This is a genomic window from Methanolobus sp. ZRKC2 (assembly GCF_045291185.1).
Classification (GTDB): Archaea; Halobacteriota; Methanosarcinia; order Methanosarcinales; family Methanosarcinaceae; genus Methanolobus.
This window is the reverse complement of sequence record NZ_CP146980.1, coordinates 2,317,354-2,332,490: the sequence shown is the minus strand read 5'-3', so window position 1 is coordinate 2,332,490 and position 15,137 is coordinate 2,317,354. Positions and strand designations below refer to the sequence as shown.

The window sequence follows — 15,137 nt, the reverse complement described above, 5'->3', positions numbered from 1 at the left end:
AGGAAGATAAATCAAGCACTGTACTTACATACAAATATTGATATATAAGTAAAATATAAGTAAGAGGGGATATCATGCGAGTAGACATAACTTCACTTTTCGGCTTGAATATTTACACTGACACCGGCACATATGTAGGAAAGGTTGCTGACCTTGTTCTGGATGTTGACGAAAGAGCAGTAAAAGGAATCGCCGTATCTTCTATCAACAAGGACATCTTCGATGTTACTTCAAAGGGCGTTATAATTCCCTACAGATGGGTGATCACCACAGGCGACATTGTTCTGATAAGAAATATCGTGAACAAATTCAAAAAGCAGCCTAAGAAAGAACCTGAAGATTGATCGGTCTATGAAAGGGCGAGAGATCTACTCGGATCTGCGTTGTGTACCACCTGTTATCGTGCGCGTTGACGGCCGCAATTTCAGGAATGCGCTGTCACGCATGGAATTTGAGAAGCCCTATGACATCAGGTTCGCATCTGCAATGGCGGATGCAATAGAACTCTTTTTTAAGAATAGTGGACTAAGCCCGGTGTTCGCATATGTTTTTTCCGATGAGATCAGCTTTTTTTTCCGGGAACTTGCCTTTGACGGAAGGATAGAAAAGATAGACTCTGTTGTACCTTCCTTTATGAGTAGTGCATTGACAATGCTGCTGAAGCCTGATGAACCCCTTTCCTTTGATTCGCGGATAATACCCGTGCACAGACAGATTGTTGCTGATTACTTTATATGGAGACAGGCAGAAGCATGGCGCAACTGTATTAATTCTTACGCATATTATACGCTGCTCTCCGAGGGAATGAAAGAGGAAGATGCTGCGACGTTCCTGAGAAACAGAGGCACAAGTGATGTTCATGAACTGCTTTTCAGCAGGGGAACCAATGTTGCAAAAGTGCCTACATGGCAGAGGCGGGGAATAATGATTATGAAAGAGGAATATGAGGTTGAAGGTTTTAACCCGCATCTGAACGAAAAGACACTGTCCGTCAGGAAAAAAGTGGTCCAGAACTGGGACATTCCTATGTTCAAATCACCGGACGGAGAGCTGCTTATTGAGAATCTTATGAGTTCTGGAAACCGGGAAACAATATAAGAAAAAGCATTTAAAGGGATATGTGTTTATACAGAGCACGATTTACAAATGGTGAACTCATGGACAGACTTGAGCTTATAAAAAGGAACGTGCAGGAAATAGTAACAGAAGAGCAACTTAAAAACCTTCTGGAAACAAAAGAACATCCTAAAGCCTATGTAGGATACGAACCCAGCGGCAAGATCCATATGGGACATGTCCTGACAGTTAATAAACTCCTTGATCTCCAGAAAGCAGGATTCGAAATTACTGTATTGTTAGCAGATGTCCATGCATATCTCAACCAGAAAGGAACACTTGAACAGGTCCGTGAAACTGCAGACTATAACAAACGCTGCTTTATCGCCCTTGGGCTGGATGCCGAAAAGACTAACTTTGTTTACGGATCGGACTACCAGCTTAGCTCTGAATATATGCTTAACGTGCTCAAACTCACCCAACTTACATCCCTGAACCGGGCAAGGCGCAGTATGGACGAAGTGGGACGCCAGATGGAAGACCCAAAAGTCTCACAAATGGTCTATCCAATTATGCAGGCTGTGGATATTGCATTACTTGGAGTTGATGTTGCGGTCGGAGGAATAGACCAGAGAAAGATCCATATGCTTGCAAGAGAGGGACTGCCTTCACTTGGATTCAAGGCACCACTGTGCATTCACACACCAATCCTCTTAGGACTCGATGGAGACAAGATGTCTTCATCCAATGAGAACTTCATTTCCGTAGATGATTCAGAAGCAGAATTGAAGAAAAAGATGAAGAAAGCTTTTTGTCCGGCCGGAGAAACAGAGAACAACCCTGTGCTTGAATTGTTCAAGTATCATATCTGCCCTCGCTATGAAGAAGTGGTCTTTGAAAGGCCGGAAAAGTTCGGAGGAAACCTTAGCTGCAAAGGATATACAGAACTAGAGGCTGTATTTGCTTCCGGCGAACTGCATCCTATGGACCTGAAGAACGGTGCTACAAAATACATGAACATGATACTTGAAACAGTAAGGTCTGTAATATAAGCCTAACACATCGAAATTTATATAAAAGGAAGAAGGGAATATATTATCAGTATATATTTAAAAGGGGATTTGGATGAAGTACACGTTTCAGGACTCAACTGACTTACCATTACAAAGAGATTTTATTCAGGACCTGAATGAGTTCATAGAAATCGCAAAAAAAGTTATTCCTATGGAAAATTCTGCTATCGAGCTTAATGAAGACGAGTCCGAAGAAGTATCTTCACTTGAATCCAGAATCCTCGGGTTGGAAAAGTTCAGTAAGGATATACAAAGCTACATTGACGAACTTTCCGTGGGTGCCCAAGACAAGGAAATACTTGAATGCCGTAATGCTATTATCGATGCCTGTGTAGCAAGTTCTACAAAGGGACTCAAGGAACTGAACCTTAAACTTGACCAGACCAAACGTGAATCCGAAAGTGGGCTCTATAAGATTGAGAACGATATTCTTGTAACACTCAATCCTCTTTTTAAATCAGGCAGTTACGGAGTAACTAACAAGTATTTCATAACCATGAAGGAAGGAGTGCTCAGAGGCACTATGAAATCATCATTCCTGGGAATGGAATATACTTCTAACCTTAGTTATATGCACGATGTGCTGACTGTTAAGGACGTATACGGAGACCTTTTTATCCCGAAATGGACCAGGGCAGGCATTCTCCATAAGGAAAATAAAGTAAAGATGCTTGATGTTTCCGAGTTCATTATCACTTCTGCCAGCTATGATAGCAACAACCACATTGATGCAAGTTTCGAGAGCAAGAAAAAGGACCAGAAATTCAAGATCGTTTGTGACGCTGATATCTGCCAGATATACTGCGGTGAGACAGATGTGACCGCAGATGAAACCCTTTTGAAATCTGTTAAGCTGGAGAGCATTAATGCCCTGATGGATGAGCTTAAAAAATATGTGCAACAGTCCATCAAGTCCCAGGATCTGACACAGATACTGCTTGACGGGAAAGATGCAGTTCGCAACAATGAAATTTTTGACTGCCTGAAACTTTTCGCTGAGCAGTATGGAGAAGTAATAAGGGAATCTCTTGACCGGGGTTATGTCAAGAATGAGATTACTATTAAAATAGAGGCTTCCGACGGTACACGTACTGAAAAGTACATCACCAAGGAAGAGGCCTTTGACAGGCTTTCCGAAGTCGGGAGCGAAGGTCTTGAATTGGCAAGCATCCTGAATCTGGACTGATGCTGTAGACTGTACTTTTATTTAAAATATAACAGGCCTGTTTAAACCGTTTTTACTTATAGTATTCGGAGATATAGTTATAGAGAGGGGAATTCCATGGAACGTTCAATCGAGGATATCCAAAAGAAAATCAATGAAAAAACAGCTATTGTAATGAGCTCTCAGGAGCTTTGTGAACTCATAGAAAAGGGCGAAGAGGTCACTGCAAAAGATGTTGATGTAGTCACCACCGCAACCAGAGCCATTATGAGTGGAACCTATGCATTACTTTCTTTTCCGGTGAATGCTCCTTTTAGTTTCAAAAGGGCCTCAAAGGTATTCCTGAACGGTGTTCCTGCCCACGTAGGGCCATGTCCCAACGAGAGCCTGGGCATGCTTGATCTCATGGTATTCGGAACGGCACACTCGTACCTTGAAAGCGATTATGGAGGAGGACACTTGTTCCGGGACTTGGTGGAAAGAAAAACCATCAATGTTTCAGTGATTACGGAAGAGGAAGATACTTTCCAGACATCGACTACACTGGACGAGATGCCATATGCAAAAATCTATGCCACCAGACATACATTCAAAAACTATGCTGCATTCGTTAACTGTTCCAGCAAACCGGTAAGTACGATATTTCATGTAACTGAGTTCGAGCCTGATATGAAGACGGCAACATTCTCTGGATGCGGACAAATCAACCCATTAAAGAATGACCCGTATCTACAGACCATAGGCGTTGGAACCAGGGTACTTATGAACGGTGCGGAAGGTTTTGTGACGGGAGAAGGAACCCGGAGCAGTCCCGAAAAGCCTAACATGACAGGTTTTGCAGACATGCATACAATGGACCCGCAGCTAATGGGAGGATTTGCCACCTCAGCAGGTCCTGAGTGTATAGCATCGTGGGCAGTACCGATACCCGTGGTGAATGATAATGTTCTGGATGCCATCACAAAAACTGATGAGCAGACACCCATGTCTGTAATGGATGTAGACAGACGGGTGACAATAAGCAGTACCACCTATGCAGACGGGTGGAAGAATGTTGATCTTTCGGTTGATTTCAAACCTTCCTCCTGCATCAAATGCGACGTATGCAAGGCTGCTGAGAGCTGCCCCATGGATGCCATATATTTCAAAAATGAAAAGCTGGTACTGGACAGGCACCTGTGTTTCAATTGCGGATTATGCAGTACGATCTGTCCGGAAGATGTTTTCAGGGCTGAACTTGGAAGTATCAAATTTAAAACTGACAGCAAGTTAAATGAAGTTCCCATAGTCCTGCGACAATCTGACCGCAAGAGAGCACTGGAACTTGAGGAAAAGCTCAAAAGGATGATTCTTGATGGCTCATTCAAACTGAGCTGGATGGTCGAGAAGATTCATCCATGAATCTTTTAAGGATATCTTCAGGGGACATCTTGATGTTTGGGACATCCGCATTTCCGGACAACACCCTTACAACAACGATGCCGTTGTCATTTTCCTTCAGGATACTCCTCAAATCTTCTTTTGAGTCGGTCTCATAGACTTTCATGTTCCCGGCTCCTTTTGCCACCTCTGCCAGATTGGTTTGCTTCGAGGTGGCGGTAGGCTGGTTGCCAGTGGAACCATAAGCACCGTTATCCACGATAACCAGAAGGTAATTCTCAGGAGCCTGCCATGCTATAGTTGCAAGACTACCCATATTCATGAGTACAGAACCGTCCCCGTCAATGGCAATTATTTTCCTTTCCGGAAGAGATAATGCAAGTCCCAGACCTATTGAAGATGCAAGCCCCATGGAGCCCAGCATATAGAAATTGTTCACCATATCACATGCCTGATGTAGTTCCTTGCATGGGATACCAATATTTCCAACCAAAAGAGCATTGCTGTCTATAGCTTTTTCAGCGATTTCGGAGATAGCATCCATTCGCTTCATGCCTGCCTCCAGAAAGATATGGGCAGGAGAATTGCAGTAGGCATCTTTTTCTCAAAAGCCGAATCCATTGCTTGAATAATCATGTCTGTTGCCTCACATTTGGAATCCGGCAGAAAATACGGGATATCAAGCGTTTCCAGAAGCGGAGCGGTCAGCTGACCCATAGGAACCTGAGCTACAATAGGCTCACCTTCTACCCCCCGGTGACTAATAATCATAAGCAATGGGATACCATACAACTGATTCAGCGATGCAAGCGCATTGATAGAATTACCAAGACCGGAATTCTGCATCAGCATTGCAGGCCTTTTGCCTCCCATAAAAGCTCCTGCACACACACCCACGCCTTCTTCCTCACGGGTCACAGGTACATGGATTATATCGGGATCAGCATCAACCATTGGTATCAGCTCCTTTAAATTGACACAGGGAACACTTACAATAAAATCAATTCCTGCATCCTTTATTCCCTGATACACAGTTCCGGTCGGAGTAAGTTCACTTTCTGCAGGCATGGTTACTCACCAGACCTTCAGATCGATACCCTCAATCCTTACGTCTTTGCCCTCAACACCTACGACCATACCCGAATGGACTTTCTGCATCATACAGTATTCAGGTACGAATTTCACAGTCTGGCCCACTTTTGGCAGTTTACCCTTTGAAATCTTGCCTTCGAAGGCAAGTATCATACAGAGGCCTACATCCTTGAATTCAAAATCCTCCTGTCCAAGCCTGTGGAGAGGACCTACCAGATGAATGGTATATATGCCAGGATCGATGTCTATTACCTTTGCAAAATGCGTTACTGGACAGGCCAGTGGCCTGTAGCGCAGGTAATCACCGACATTTATCTCAATTGAACCATCAAAGGGATGAATGAACTCCCTGCATGAACATTCATCTTTAAGAGGAGCAAGCATAAAATCCGCTTCAAGACCATCTATTATGCCCACTACCTTCTCATCTTCAGGAGAAGGGGAACCTCCTACTAATATAGATAATTTTTCAAAGTTATCCCTGAACATCTCCCGCTCAAGGAAAGGACAGCGTTGAAGATCTTCTTCATTCTTCAACCCCGCAGCAAAATCCCTACATTGCCTGAAACCACAACTTCCACAGTTGTATCCAGGCAGGAGGGACAGGATTTCATCCATTTCACTCACCCTTATACTCCATGAAACCATCTATCTGCCGCAGCACACCCATATGATGCTTACGTGCAACCCTTGTCTCTCCTGTACAGAGAGAGCAGATTGCAAGGGGAGGGTTATAGCGCAGAATCATGTTATCATGAACATCGGGTCCTTCTGCAACCAGTTCGGCAAGTTCGAAAGCTCCTTTTCCGGTAAGCCCGTTTGCCTCAACTATGATGCAATCCGGATTCACATCGAGTATCCTCTCCCTGAAAACCTCGCGTTCCGCCTGTGAGACAAGATCTCCCTTTGTTGTAACAACTATATCTGCAGTAGTAAGCAGCGGACCTACCTTCAAAGGAGTGTTCGGTCCTGTTGTAACATCTATAACACATATTGCCAGGCATTCATCGGGGTATGGAGCACAGCGCAGGCACAGACCTGCAGTCTCATTGAGAACGATATCAGCTCCCTCTTCTTCAGCCCAGCCAAGCATTGTCTCGGTATTATAGATAGTAAAATGGTCGGGACACATGTCCTTTGCAAGCCCTACATGAACAGGAATTTCCAGTTTGCTGAAACGCTGGTCGTCGTCGGTCCAAAGACAGTCTACCTTAACAACAGCGGGATTTTTTCCACTTTTCATAAGGGCTTTAATGGTATGGAGTAACACTGATGTTTTACCGGAACCAGGAGTACCCGCAAGCACTACTAGTTTCATGCAAGTTCCTCCACAACCTCCCCCTTGCGAATGGTCTCCCTCAGGGACATGAGCCAGTTGTCCACCTCGGCGATCCTGCCACAGACGTCCTGTTCACCCATGCTTGTGGTAATGATATCGACCATTCCTCCATTACGAATGACGATCCTGCGGGATGCCATTAGTGCCAGCACTGGATCATGAGTAACTACTACAACGATCTTTCCCTCACCTGAAAGCAGCTGTAGAGCTTCCTGTTTCTTAATGCCCGCATTTTCGATCTCGTCTATGAGCACTACAGGAGAATCGCTAATTACTGCAATGTCCGCAGTCATAAGGGATCTTGACTGCCCACCACTTAGAACTGTCAGATAATGGTCTGCAGATATGGGTTCACCAGTCAGGGTATTTGCAAGCTCTATGACCCTGTCAACCAGCTCAGGTCCTTTCCCCCTGCTGCGTGCATGCATCTGCAGGAAATCCCTCACCGTCATATCAGCCAGGAAATGCATTTTCTGTGATAATTGTGCCACAAGTTTTCTGCGAGGATCCACACGGGTAAGTGCATCAGGACGATTCCCGTTTATCAAGATAGTTCTGGCCGTGGGAGTATCACCCTGTGCGAGCTGTTCTATATCATCTATCAGGGTACTCTTGCCCGAACCGGTTGGACCTACAATACCTATGATCTCGCCTTTGCACATCTCCAGAGAGCTAACAGGCTCCGGAACACCGTCTTTGTCTACGCCTCCAAGAATTGTAAGAGTCAGTTCATCGTTCATAATCTCACACCAAAAAATTGTTCCACTATATTCAAGATCTCGTCTTCCGCATTCGGGTCTCTTGCCGAAACACCTGCAGAAGGGTCAATAGGTCTTACAGGATGATCCTGCATTAATCTCTTCTGTCCGCCACCGGTAATATTCAGGACTATTTTGTCCTCAGTACATACATTACCCTTTTCAATTGCCTGCACAAGTGATGCAACTGCAACTGCTGCGGCGGGATTTATGTCTATTCCTTCTGTTTTTTCAAATAATGACTGTGAATTTGATGCCTCATCGTTGCTTACCCCGTACATCTCACCGCCGGTAGCATCAAGAGCATCCTTTACGCCCCCTTTAATGACATATGGGGGCTTCCTGTTGAAAAGTACATCATCATACATATTTTCGGGACAGGATTCAGCAACCGCATCATTCCCGGACCGGATTGAGTAAAGGGGAGCACAGGGAAGATTCTGCCCCAGATGCAATACAGGAAGTTTTGAACCGAACCTGCCATCATCCACAAGTCTCATGGATGCTTCCCAGGCTGATATTCCACCAGTACCGCTTCCCACAGCCTGGAAATAGTGATCCGGAAGTGAATTCATCGTAAGGACTGCATCGAGCATAACAGTTGCCATACCATCACGTCTGGCGACGTTCTTTGCACCGCCTTCATTCACAAAACCTTCTCGGGAAGCAATCTTGCCTGCAAGAGAAATTGCATCGAAATAATCACCCTCTACAGTAACAAGGCAAACTGATGGATTATCATTATGAGTAGTCCATAACCTGTGAGCACTTTCCTTAGGAACAACCAGAAGTAATGGCTGTCCGGTGATTGTGCACACATGGGAAAAAGCCCTCGCTGTGTTGCCCGCCGAAGCTACAACCATGATCCTTTCTTCATTCAGCTCCTTCAGGCGCTGCATGGTAGGAAATGACTCCAGGTCCTTGAACGTACAGGTCATCATCCCGGCATCTTTCTCAGGCCAGTAACCATTGAAGGCTATCCAAAGGTCTTCAAGTCCATATTCACTTGCAAACCCCTCACTCTTGTAAGTAATAGTCCTTCCCGAGCCTTCCTCAATTACACCATTAACCGGCAACCAGTCGTAATATCGCCAGATACCGGGAAGTTCGGAAGGATGTAACTGTTTTCTCGAATAATTGGTGCGCAGAAGCGCATCATCACCATTCTTACAGTTCAGCGAATGGGGATCATGTATTTCCCCACAGTCTAAACACCTGACAACATATTTCTCCATTGCACAAGTTTGGACGAAAAAGTGTTATAAAACTTTCCCCAATGACAATTCAATTTGCCTTTTTGTAATATACATCATGCCACATTCACACATTGCGGAAAGTTAACACTGTAAATCAGTAAAAAGTATAAGATTTAAGCATATAAATTACAGATTTGTCCATATTAACTTCATTCGGCATCTTTGTAACTGTAAGTAGATCCGAAATCCGAAGAGATCTTTTCAAGAACACCTTTTTTTTCCAGTTTTTTGCAGACTACCTCAATTTCCTGAATCACATAGTTCTCATAAAGATGCTTTATTTTCAGTTCTTCGAGAACCTGAAAAGGATAAAGGAGACTGAAAGCTTCACCTGCGAAGTACAAACCGTAAACTCCTTTCACAAATTTCTCAAGTTTTTTTATTCTCATTTCCATCAAATAAACATCCAACGATAAACCATCAAGTGCCTTTGAAGCATTTTGCTCTGGAAGAAGCAAACAATTTTCCGGAGATAAAGGAACTGAAGAAATGCATGAAGACATATAATCACCTGTCCCAGAGATGAAATTTCGGGCTTTAAAAATGATCCTAATAAAAAATATATAAATATAGAGACAGTATGATAAACACAGACACTGCCTAAATTACTTCATTGTTCAGTATTCTCATCCAGCATTAACCCGTAAGCTTCCCTTCCGGCAAGTTGACCCATCCGGTAAAAATTCCTGACATCAGGACCGAAGTTATCGATGAGGGTGTCAATTAATTTGAAACTTTCTGACATTTTCTTTTTCTGGACTTCTCCGGACTCATCAGACTGCATGTTAGAAACATACTCCTGCATCAGGCCATCAAGCATACCCTTAAAATGCCACTTTGGAGCTTCTTTGGGAGTTATTCCTATGGATGCCTGGTATGCTTTCATTGCCAGGTCGTACTTTTTAACTCCTAATAAGGCAATGACTTTTCCTGAAATTGATTCCAGATCTTCAGGATTTTTTTCCAGCAACTCATCAAATACACTGTAAGCTTCCTCGAAGCTTTTCTGCTTATTAAGCAACATACCCTCATAACTTTTCAGTTGAACATCATCATTGAATTTGCCTTCAGCTCCTTTCAAAACTTCTATAGCCTCTTCATCTCTTTCAAGCATGCTGAGGACCATTGCCGTCTGGATTAGACGTTCCTTTTCATTTTCGATCTGCATAAGGAAAGCTTCAGAAAAGCCAATGCCACGCTCTGTCTGGCCTAATGCATGATAGACAAGAGCTATCTGGTAGAGATTGTCCATGCTTGGAGTTTTACTGAAACTTTCTTTCAGTTTTCCCAGTTCAGCCAGAAGGTCTTCCTTTGAATCGGTTTTATTGGTCATACATAAGTATTGGAGGACTCAGCTTTAATATCTTACGAAAATCAACAGGAAATCATTTCTAACAGATAGCCGGGAAGAGACAAATGATCCTGTAAAACAACATCTGCATCCGATAGCTTCTCTGCAGAGACATAAGTGGGTACTCCTATGCAGTAGAGTCCGGCTCTTTTTGCAGACTCCACACCCATTGGAGCATTTTCGATAACCATGCATTCATCTTTTTCTATACCCAGCATATCCACAGCTTTGATATAAGGTTCAGGAGAAGGTTTTCCCTTAAGTATATCATCGCCACAGACAACAACTTCGAATATGTTCGGGAAGAACTCATTAAGCAAACGATTCACTGTGACCCTTTCAGAACCTGTGACAAGGGCGAGCCTGAAAGATCCCTTCAATTCCTTGAGACAATCATCCATGCCATCAAATGGTTTCACATCTCCCAGGCCTGAAAATATCTCTACTTTTCTCTTCAGTATCATATCATAATGTTCAGCTTTGATTTCCCTGTCGACCCTGTTGAAAAGCCACTGAAGTCCCTGAAAGTGATTCGCACCTTCGATTTCATAGACGTCGTCCCGGGTAATGTGTATACCCCATTCATCGCATACCTGAACCCAGGCATCTGCATGAGATGGCATGGAGTCCAGCAGTACGCCATCCATATCAAAAATCAGTGAGCTTAGCATAAAAGAGAAATGAAGGCTATGCACAATAAAGATTGCGATTTCATAGCCTCATATTTTGAATTTAGCCCTGTGCAGTGTACGTTTCATTTACCGGAATCACTTCTTCCTGCTCACCTTCATACCATCTCTCAGGAAGCTTGTAATCAAGTGTCTCGTTATAAGTGTTCGGGAGGAAGAATGCCGTACCTCGATCCTGCAGAGATTCTGCAAACCCAGGGTCAACTGACTGCAATTTATTGTGTACCGTCTCTGCACTTGTAGATTTACCCAATCGATAAAGAGCGAACTCTTTATTATAGAGTACCGAAGCACAATTCGGATCCAGTGCCAGTGCCCTGTCATAGCTCTCAATAGCACCTCCCACATCTCCCTTTACGTTCAGGATGAAACCTTTATTGTACAGGGCAGTGATACAGTCAGGATCCAGCTCCAGAGCCTTATCAAAATTGTAGATAGCTCCGGAAGGACTACTGAGCATATACGCAAGCGTACCCTTGTAATAATAGGCTGGTGCATTGCGTGGATCAAGGGAAATGGACTTGTCAAACATGCTGGATGCAGTCGCCATGTCACCCTTTAGATAATATGCAAACCCTTTCTTATTCCAGGCTTCAACGTTACCGGATTCAAGAGTTGTGATCCGATCGTAAGTCTCAATGGCCTTTTCGTAATCACCTTTGTTTTCGTGTGCAAGACCTAGCTTGAACAGGACAGCAGTATCTTGTGGCTTCTGTTCAACTATACGATCATAATAACCAATTGCTGCATCGTAATCGCCCAGCTCATCGGACGCCTGTCCCTGGAACATAAGCACGGTTGTATTTACCGGATCATATTTCAGGACATGTTCGAATGACTCCAGTGAATCTTCATATCTGGCCACATGATAGGCTGCAAATCCTCTCCTGTACCAGACATCGGTATTCTGAGGGTCTGTTTTCAATATCTCATCATATGATTCGAAAGAATCATCATACAGTCCATGCCTGTCACTTGCATACGCCTTAGAATAGAGGACCTTTTTATTGGAAGGGTCTTTCTCAAGCACTTTTTCAAAGGCTTCAATTGCAGGCATATCATCCCCTTGATTGTAGTGTGACATGCCCTTCATATACCATATTTCCGTATTACCAGGATCTAGTGATATCGCCTTTTCGTAAGACTCGACTGCTTCGACATACATGCCCTGCATATCAAGTGAAGAACCTTTTCCGGCCCATGCAGTACTGGAACCACTATTAAGCAATATCGCTTTTTCATAGCAAAGAACCGCATCTTCCGGACTGGACATTTCATTCAGTAAGTTACCCTTGGCAACCCAGACAGCATCAAAGGTCACCGTCCCGCCAAGTGTATCGCTACTGCCCACGTTTCGCTTACCACTACCGGATGTTGCCAGAGGCATTTCATCGTTCCAGATGAACAATGCATTGGGGAAAAGCACATTACTTTTGGTTGTTCCTATAATACCTGTATTTTTCTCAAGTATTTCTTCAGAAAGAGCTCCATCATTTATTATTTCAAGGTCAGCATTCAACTGGAACTTTGCTGTAGAATGGCCAGGCTGCAACTCAAGAACTTTTTCATAACACACGATAGCTTCATCGTATCTTTCAAGGTTATCCAGAGCAGTAGCTTTTCTGAACCATGCTTCGCCTGAATTCGGCTGAAGTTCGATCACCCTGTCATAACATGTGATGGATTCTTCATATTTTCCTGCTTTATCAAGATCAACTGCTTTGGCATACCAGGCTGCCGTGAAGTTAGGTTCAACTTTCAAGGCCTTTGAGTAAGATCGGACAGCATCATTGTGTTCGCCAAGTCTGTCATAGGCCTGACCCTGATCATACCAGGCACGTGCACAGGAAGAGTCCGCTTTCAGGGCCTGTCCATATGCAACCACGGCATTATCGTACTGTTCCAACTTATCCAGAGCAACAGCTTTCTTGTACCAAACGATGGCAAAGCCGGGTTCTTTGTCCAGTGCTCTGTCATAAGCATCGACTGATTCCTCATACCTGGCCAAGCGATCAAAAGCAAGACCTTTGTTGTACCAGAGTGAAGATGATTCGTAAGAGAATTGGGGAATCTCATTATATGCTGCCATGGAGTTGACACTTGAAGCAAAAACAGCGCTTGTAGATACGGTATCGGAATCCGGACCATTGCTATCTTCTTCAAGTTGTAATGCCCTGTCATAAGCTTCGATAGCTTCGTCATATCTTCCCAGTTTGTCCAGTAGTGTCCCTTTCCTGGACCAGACTTCCTTGTTCTGGGATTCATATGCAAGAATCTGGTCGTACGCCTTCAAAGCATACTGATAATTTTCCGTTTCCTCCAGGTTGAGGGCCATTCCGTACCAAGCTTCCGTATCATATGGGTCTATAGAAAGTAATTGGTCGTAATACCGTATGGCCAGTTCGGAATTGTTGAGTTTCTCCTGAACCTGCGCCATATTTCTGAAAGCATCTTTGTTGGAAGGATCAAGCTCTGTCACTTTGCCATAACAGTAGCTTGCATTATCAAAGTCATCCATTGCATCGTGGGCAAGACCTTTTTCATACCAGAGCATTGCATTGTCGGGTTCCATTCCAAGAACTATTTCATATATCTCAAGTGATTTGTCGTACCTTTCGTTCTCATACATCCGGAATGCGTGTTCATGCAGCTTATCTGCATGGTCGGAACTCATTCCAATGACTTTATCGTAGGACGAAAGTGATTCATTAAATCTTCCAAGAGCCTTAAGAGCTGCAGCCTTGTGATACCAGATAGCAGCAGATCTCGAATCAAATGCAGATGCATCTAATGTTTCGGCAGTATTCCCTTCAGAGAGCATTAGATTGCCCACATCAAATCCGGTTTCATAATCCGGGTTGTTTCCATCCTCCAGGGACTCCAAGGACATGTCGTAGGAAATTAGTGCATTTTCATAATCTCCAGTTGCAGAGAGTATAAGTCCTTTTTTGAAAAATGCCGCAGGGGATGAAGGATATCTTTCCAAAAGTTCATCGTTGACCTTTGCAGCATCCTCATATCTTCCCATCAAAAACAGTGTGGAAACCTTATTGTCCATTGCTTCATAATAAGTAGGATCTGTTTCCAGAGCCTGTTCATAATAAGCCAGAGCTTCCGCGTAAGTTCCGTTTTTCGTTAAAGCAACGCCCTTTGAATTGAAGTAGTCTGCATCCTGTCCCAGACTGGTAGCAGGAGGACAAAAGAGCGATGTTGCAATAATTAATAACACTAAATTTAGAGCATACCTTTTTGCTTTCATGTGCATCATCGTGTTTTTGGTGGTGTGAAGTGGTTACTCGGGGATAGGTATCAAACTATATACGCACAACGAATAATAGTTACTTATTTGTAATCCGAAACAGGAAATACAAACCAACCCCAAATGACAACAACCTCGGATGTTTTATCCAGAACTATTACTGTCCCCCAAGAATAAAACTTTTTTGATTCGATATATTATACAGTAAACTAATATATGCCATTTTTCTCTCCAAAGCAAGTGTGTAGAATAGCTACTCAGATAATAAATTCCGGGGAGAAAAGTTACGGCTAATGGTATCATTCAGAAACAGAATGGACACCGGAAAAAACTTACTGGAAAACTTACCAAATACCCGAAAAGCGAAAATGTACTTGTCTGCTCTACCAGGAGAAAGTATGCAGGTTGCATCTTAAGTGGAAAGAAACTGAAATTAAGACCTGACGATTTGTATTGTGAGAGAACTCATGATCCCGGGACGGAAGAAACTTTCTATGGGTGCCATTAAGAATGCAGGAGCATGATACATCTCCGATAACACTCTTGCTACAGTAGCAGCAAATCGAAGGTAGAATAATAAAGAATAAAGTAATTACCAGGCCGTCGTTAAAGAATATGTTTTCAGATCATACCTGGACAAAAAAGCCCGATATAGGGGAGAAGCCAGAAAATATAAAGACCATGTGAAATGTGTTTTGATCTGTAATAATTAGAAGCTT

General features: G+C 43.5%; 15 protein-coding genes. 5 read left to right on the top strand and 10 right to left on the bottom strand.

Going from position 1 to position 15,137, the window contains the following annotated elements:
* The first annotated feature begins 74 nt into the window (after positions 1-74).
* The 5 genes from V7O62_RS11200 to V7O62_RS11180 all read left to right on the top strand — a co-directional run bounded on the left by V7O62_RS11200 (position 75) and on the right by V7O62_RS11180 (position 4,695).
* Positions 75-344, top strand: coding sequence for a PRC-barrel domain-containing protein (locus V7O62_RS11200; protein WP_406656411.1), 270 nt, complete (start codon positions 75-77; stop codon positions 342-344).
* A 7-nt stretch (positions 345-351) separates the two neighbouring features.
* Positions 352-1,098, top strand: a complete 747-nt coding sequence (locus V7O62_RS11195; protein WP_406656410.1) for a tRNA(His) guanylyltransferase Thg1 family protein — start codon at positions 352-354, stop codon at positions 1,096-1,098.
* Positions 1,099-1,157: 59 nt separating this feature from the next.
* On the top strand, positions 1,158-2,108 hold the full coding sequence (locus V7O62_RS11190; protein ID WP_406656409.1) for a tyrosine--tRNA ligase: 951 nt from the start codon (positions 1,158-1,160) through the stop codon (positions 2,106-2,108).
* A 73-nt stretch (positions 2,109-2,181) separates the two neighbouring features.
* A complete protein-coding gene (locus V7O62_RS11185) occupies positions 2,182-3,315 on the top strand; it encodes a hypothetical protein (RefSeq protein WP_406656408.1) in 1,134 nt (377 codons plus the stop codon).
* A gap of 96 nt (positions 3,316-3,411) precedes the next feature.
* Positions 3,412-4,695, top strand: a complete 1,284-nt coding sequence (locus tag V7O62_RS11180; RefSeq protein WP_406656407.1) for a methanogenesis marker 16 metalloprotein — start codon at positions 3,412-3,414, stop codon at positions 4,693-4,695.
* Here V7O62_RS11180 and comE read toward each other — a convergent pair.
* From comE to V7O62_RS11130, 10 genes are all read right to left on the bottom strand, one after another.
* The gene (gene comE / locus V7O62_RS11175) at positions 4,658-5,227 is read right to left on the bottom strand and encodes a sulfopyruvate decarboxylase subunit beta (RefSeq protein ID WP_406656406.1); all 570 of its coding nucleotides are present in this window, start codon (positions 5,225-5,227) and stop codon (positions 4,658-4,660) included. The genes V7O62_RS11180 and comE overlap by 38 nt on opposite strands.
* Positions 5,224-5,742, bottom strand: coding sequence for a sulfopyruvate decarboxylase subunit alpha (gene comD, locus V7O62_RS11170; protein WP_406656405.1), 519 nt, complete (start codon positions 5,740-5,742; stop codon positions 5,224-5,226). Before comD ends, comE begins: the two co-directional genes overlap by 4 nt.
* Before the next feature lie 6 nt (positions 5,743-5,748).
* Positions 5,749-6,384 carry a (Fe-S)-binding protein gene (locus V7O62_RS11165; RefSeq protein ID WP_406656404.1) on the bottom strand — a complete coding sequence of 212 codons (636 nt, stop codon included), beginning with the start codon at positions 6,382-6,384 and terminating at the stop codon, positions 5,749-5,751.
* 1 nt (position 6,385) lies between these two features.
* The gene (locus V7O62_RS11160) at positions 6,386-7,084 is read right to left on the bottom strand and encodes a GTP-binding protein (protein ID WP_406656403.1); all 699 of its coding nucleotides are present in this window, start codon (positions 7,082-7,084) and stop codon (positions 6,386-6,388) included.
* Positions 7,081-7,845 carry an ATP-binding cassette domain-containing protein gene (locus V7O62_RS11155; RefSeq protein ID WP_406656402.1) on the bottom strand — a complete coding sequence of 255 codons (765 nt, stop codon included), beginning with the start codon at positions 7,843-7,845 and terminating at the stop codon, positions 7,081-7,083. The genes V7O62_RS11160 and V7O62_RS11155 overlap by 4 nt, the downstream gene beginning before the upstream one ends.
* Positions 7,842-9,098 (bottom strand): cysteate synthase, encoded by a 1,257-nt coding sequence (locus V7O62_RS11150; RefSeq protein ID WP_406656401.1) that lies wholly within the window; start codon positions 9,096-9,098, stop codon positions 7,842-7,844. Before V7O62_RS11150 ends, V7O62_RS11155 begins: the two co-directional genes overlap by 4 nt.
* Before the next feature lie 170 nt (positions 9,099-9,268).
* A complete protein-coding gene (locus tag V7O62_RS11145; RefSeq protein WP_406656400.1) occupies positions 9,269-9,622 on the bottom strand; it encodes a hypothetical protein in 354 nt (117 codons plus the stop codon).
* 107 nt (positions 9,623-9,729) lie between these two features.
* Positions 9,730-10,452, bottom strand: a complete 723-nt coding sequence (locus V7O62_RS11140) for a tetratricopeptide repeat protein (protein ID WP_406656399.1) — start codon at positions 10,450-10,452, stop codon at positions 9,730-9,732.
* A gap of 41 nt (positions 10,453-10,493) precedes the next feature.
* Positions 10,494-11,141, bottom strand: a complete 648-nt coding sequence (locus V7O62_RS11135; protein WP_406656398.1) for an HAD family hydrolase — start codon at positions 11,139-11,141, stop codon at positions 10,494-10,496.
* Between the two features lie 61 nt (positions 11,142-11,202).
* Positions 11,203-14,418 (bottom strand): tetratricopeptide repeat protein, encoded by a 3,216-nt coding sequence (locus V7O62_RS11130; protein ID WP_406656397.1) that lies wholly within the window; start codon positions 14,416-14,418, stop codon positions 11,203-11,205.
* Between the last annotated feature and the right edge of the window lie 719 nt (positions 14,419-15,137).

Coding starts and splice junctions, on each gene's coding strand:
- V7O62_RS11165 (WP_406656404.1), bottom strand. CDS start 6,384: ATGGATGAAATCCTGTCCCTCCTGCCTGGATACAACTGTGGAAGTTGT.
- V7O62_RS11150 (WP_406656401.1), bottom strand. CDS start 9,098: ATGGAGAAATATGTTGTCAGGTGTTTAGACTGTGGGGAAATACATGAT.
- V7O62_RS11185 (WP_406656408.1), top strand. CDS start 2,182: ATGAAGTACACGTTTCAGGACTCAACTGACTTACCATTACAAAGAGAT.
- V7O62_RS11160 (WP_406656403.1), bottom strand. CDS start 7,084: ATGAAACTAGTAGTGCTTGCGGGTACTCCTGGTTCCGGTAAAACATCA.
- V7O62_RS11190 (WP_406656409.1), top strand. CDS start 1,158: ATGGACAGACTTGAGCTTATAAAAAGGAACGTGCAGGAAATAGTAACA.
- V7O62_RS11135 (WP_406656398.1), bottom strand. CDS start 11,141: ATGCTAAGCTCACTGATTTTTGATATGGATGGCGTACTGCTGGACTCC.
- V7O62_RS11155 (WP_406656402.1), bottom strand. CDS start 7,845: ATGAACGATGAACTGACTCTTACAATTCTTGGAGGCGTAGACAAAGAC.
- comD (WP_406656405.1), bottom strand. CDS start 5,742: ATGCCTGCAGAAAGTGAACTTACTCCGACCGGAACTGTGTATCAGGGA.
- V7O62_RS11145 (WP_406656400.1), bottom strand. CDS start 9,622: ATGTCTTCATGCATTTCTTCAGTTCCTTTATCTCCGGAAAATTGTTTG.
- V7O62_RS11195 (WP_406656410.1), top strand. CDS start 352: ATGAAAGGGCGAGAGATCTACTCGGATCTGCGTTGTGTACCACCTGTT.
- V7O62_RS11130 (WP_406656397.1), bottom strand. CDS start 14,418: ATGAAAGCAAAAAGGTATGCTCTAAATTTAGTGTTATTAATTATTGCA.
- V7O62_RS11200 (WP_406656411.1), top strand. CDS start 75: ATGCGAGTAGACATAACTTCACTTTTCGGCTTGAATATTTACACTGAC.
- V7O62_RS11140 (WP_406656399.1), bottom strand. CDS start 10,452: ATGACCAATAAAACCGATTCAAAGGAAGACCTTCTGGCTGAACTGGGA.
- V7O62_RS11180 (WP_406656407.1), top strand. CDS start 3,412: ATGGAACGTTCAATCGAGGATATCCAAAAGAAAATCAATGAAAAAACA.
- comE (WP_406656406.1), bottom strand. CDS start 5,227: ATGAAGCGAATGGATGCTATCTCCGAAATCGCTGAAAAAGCTATAGAC.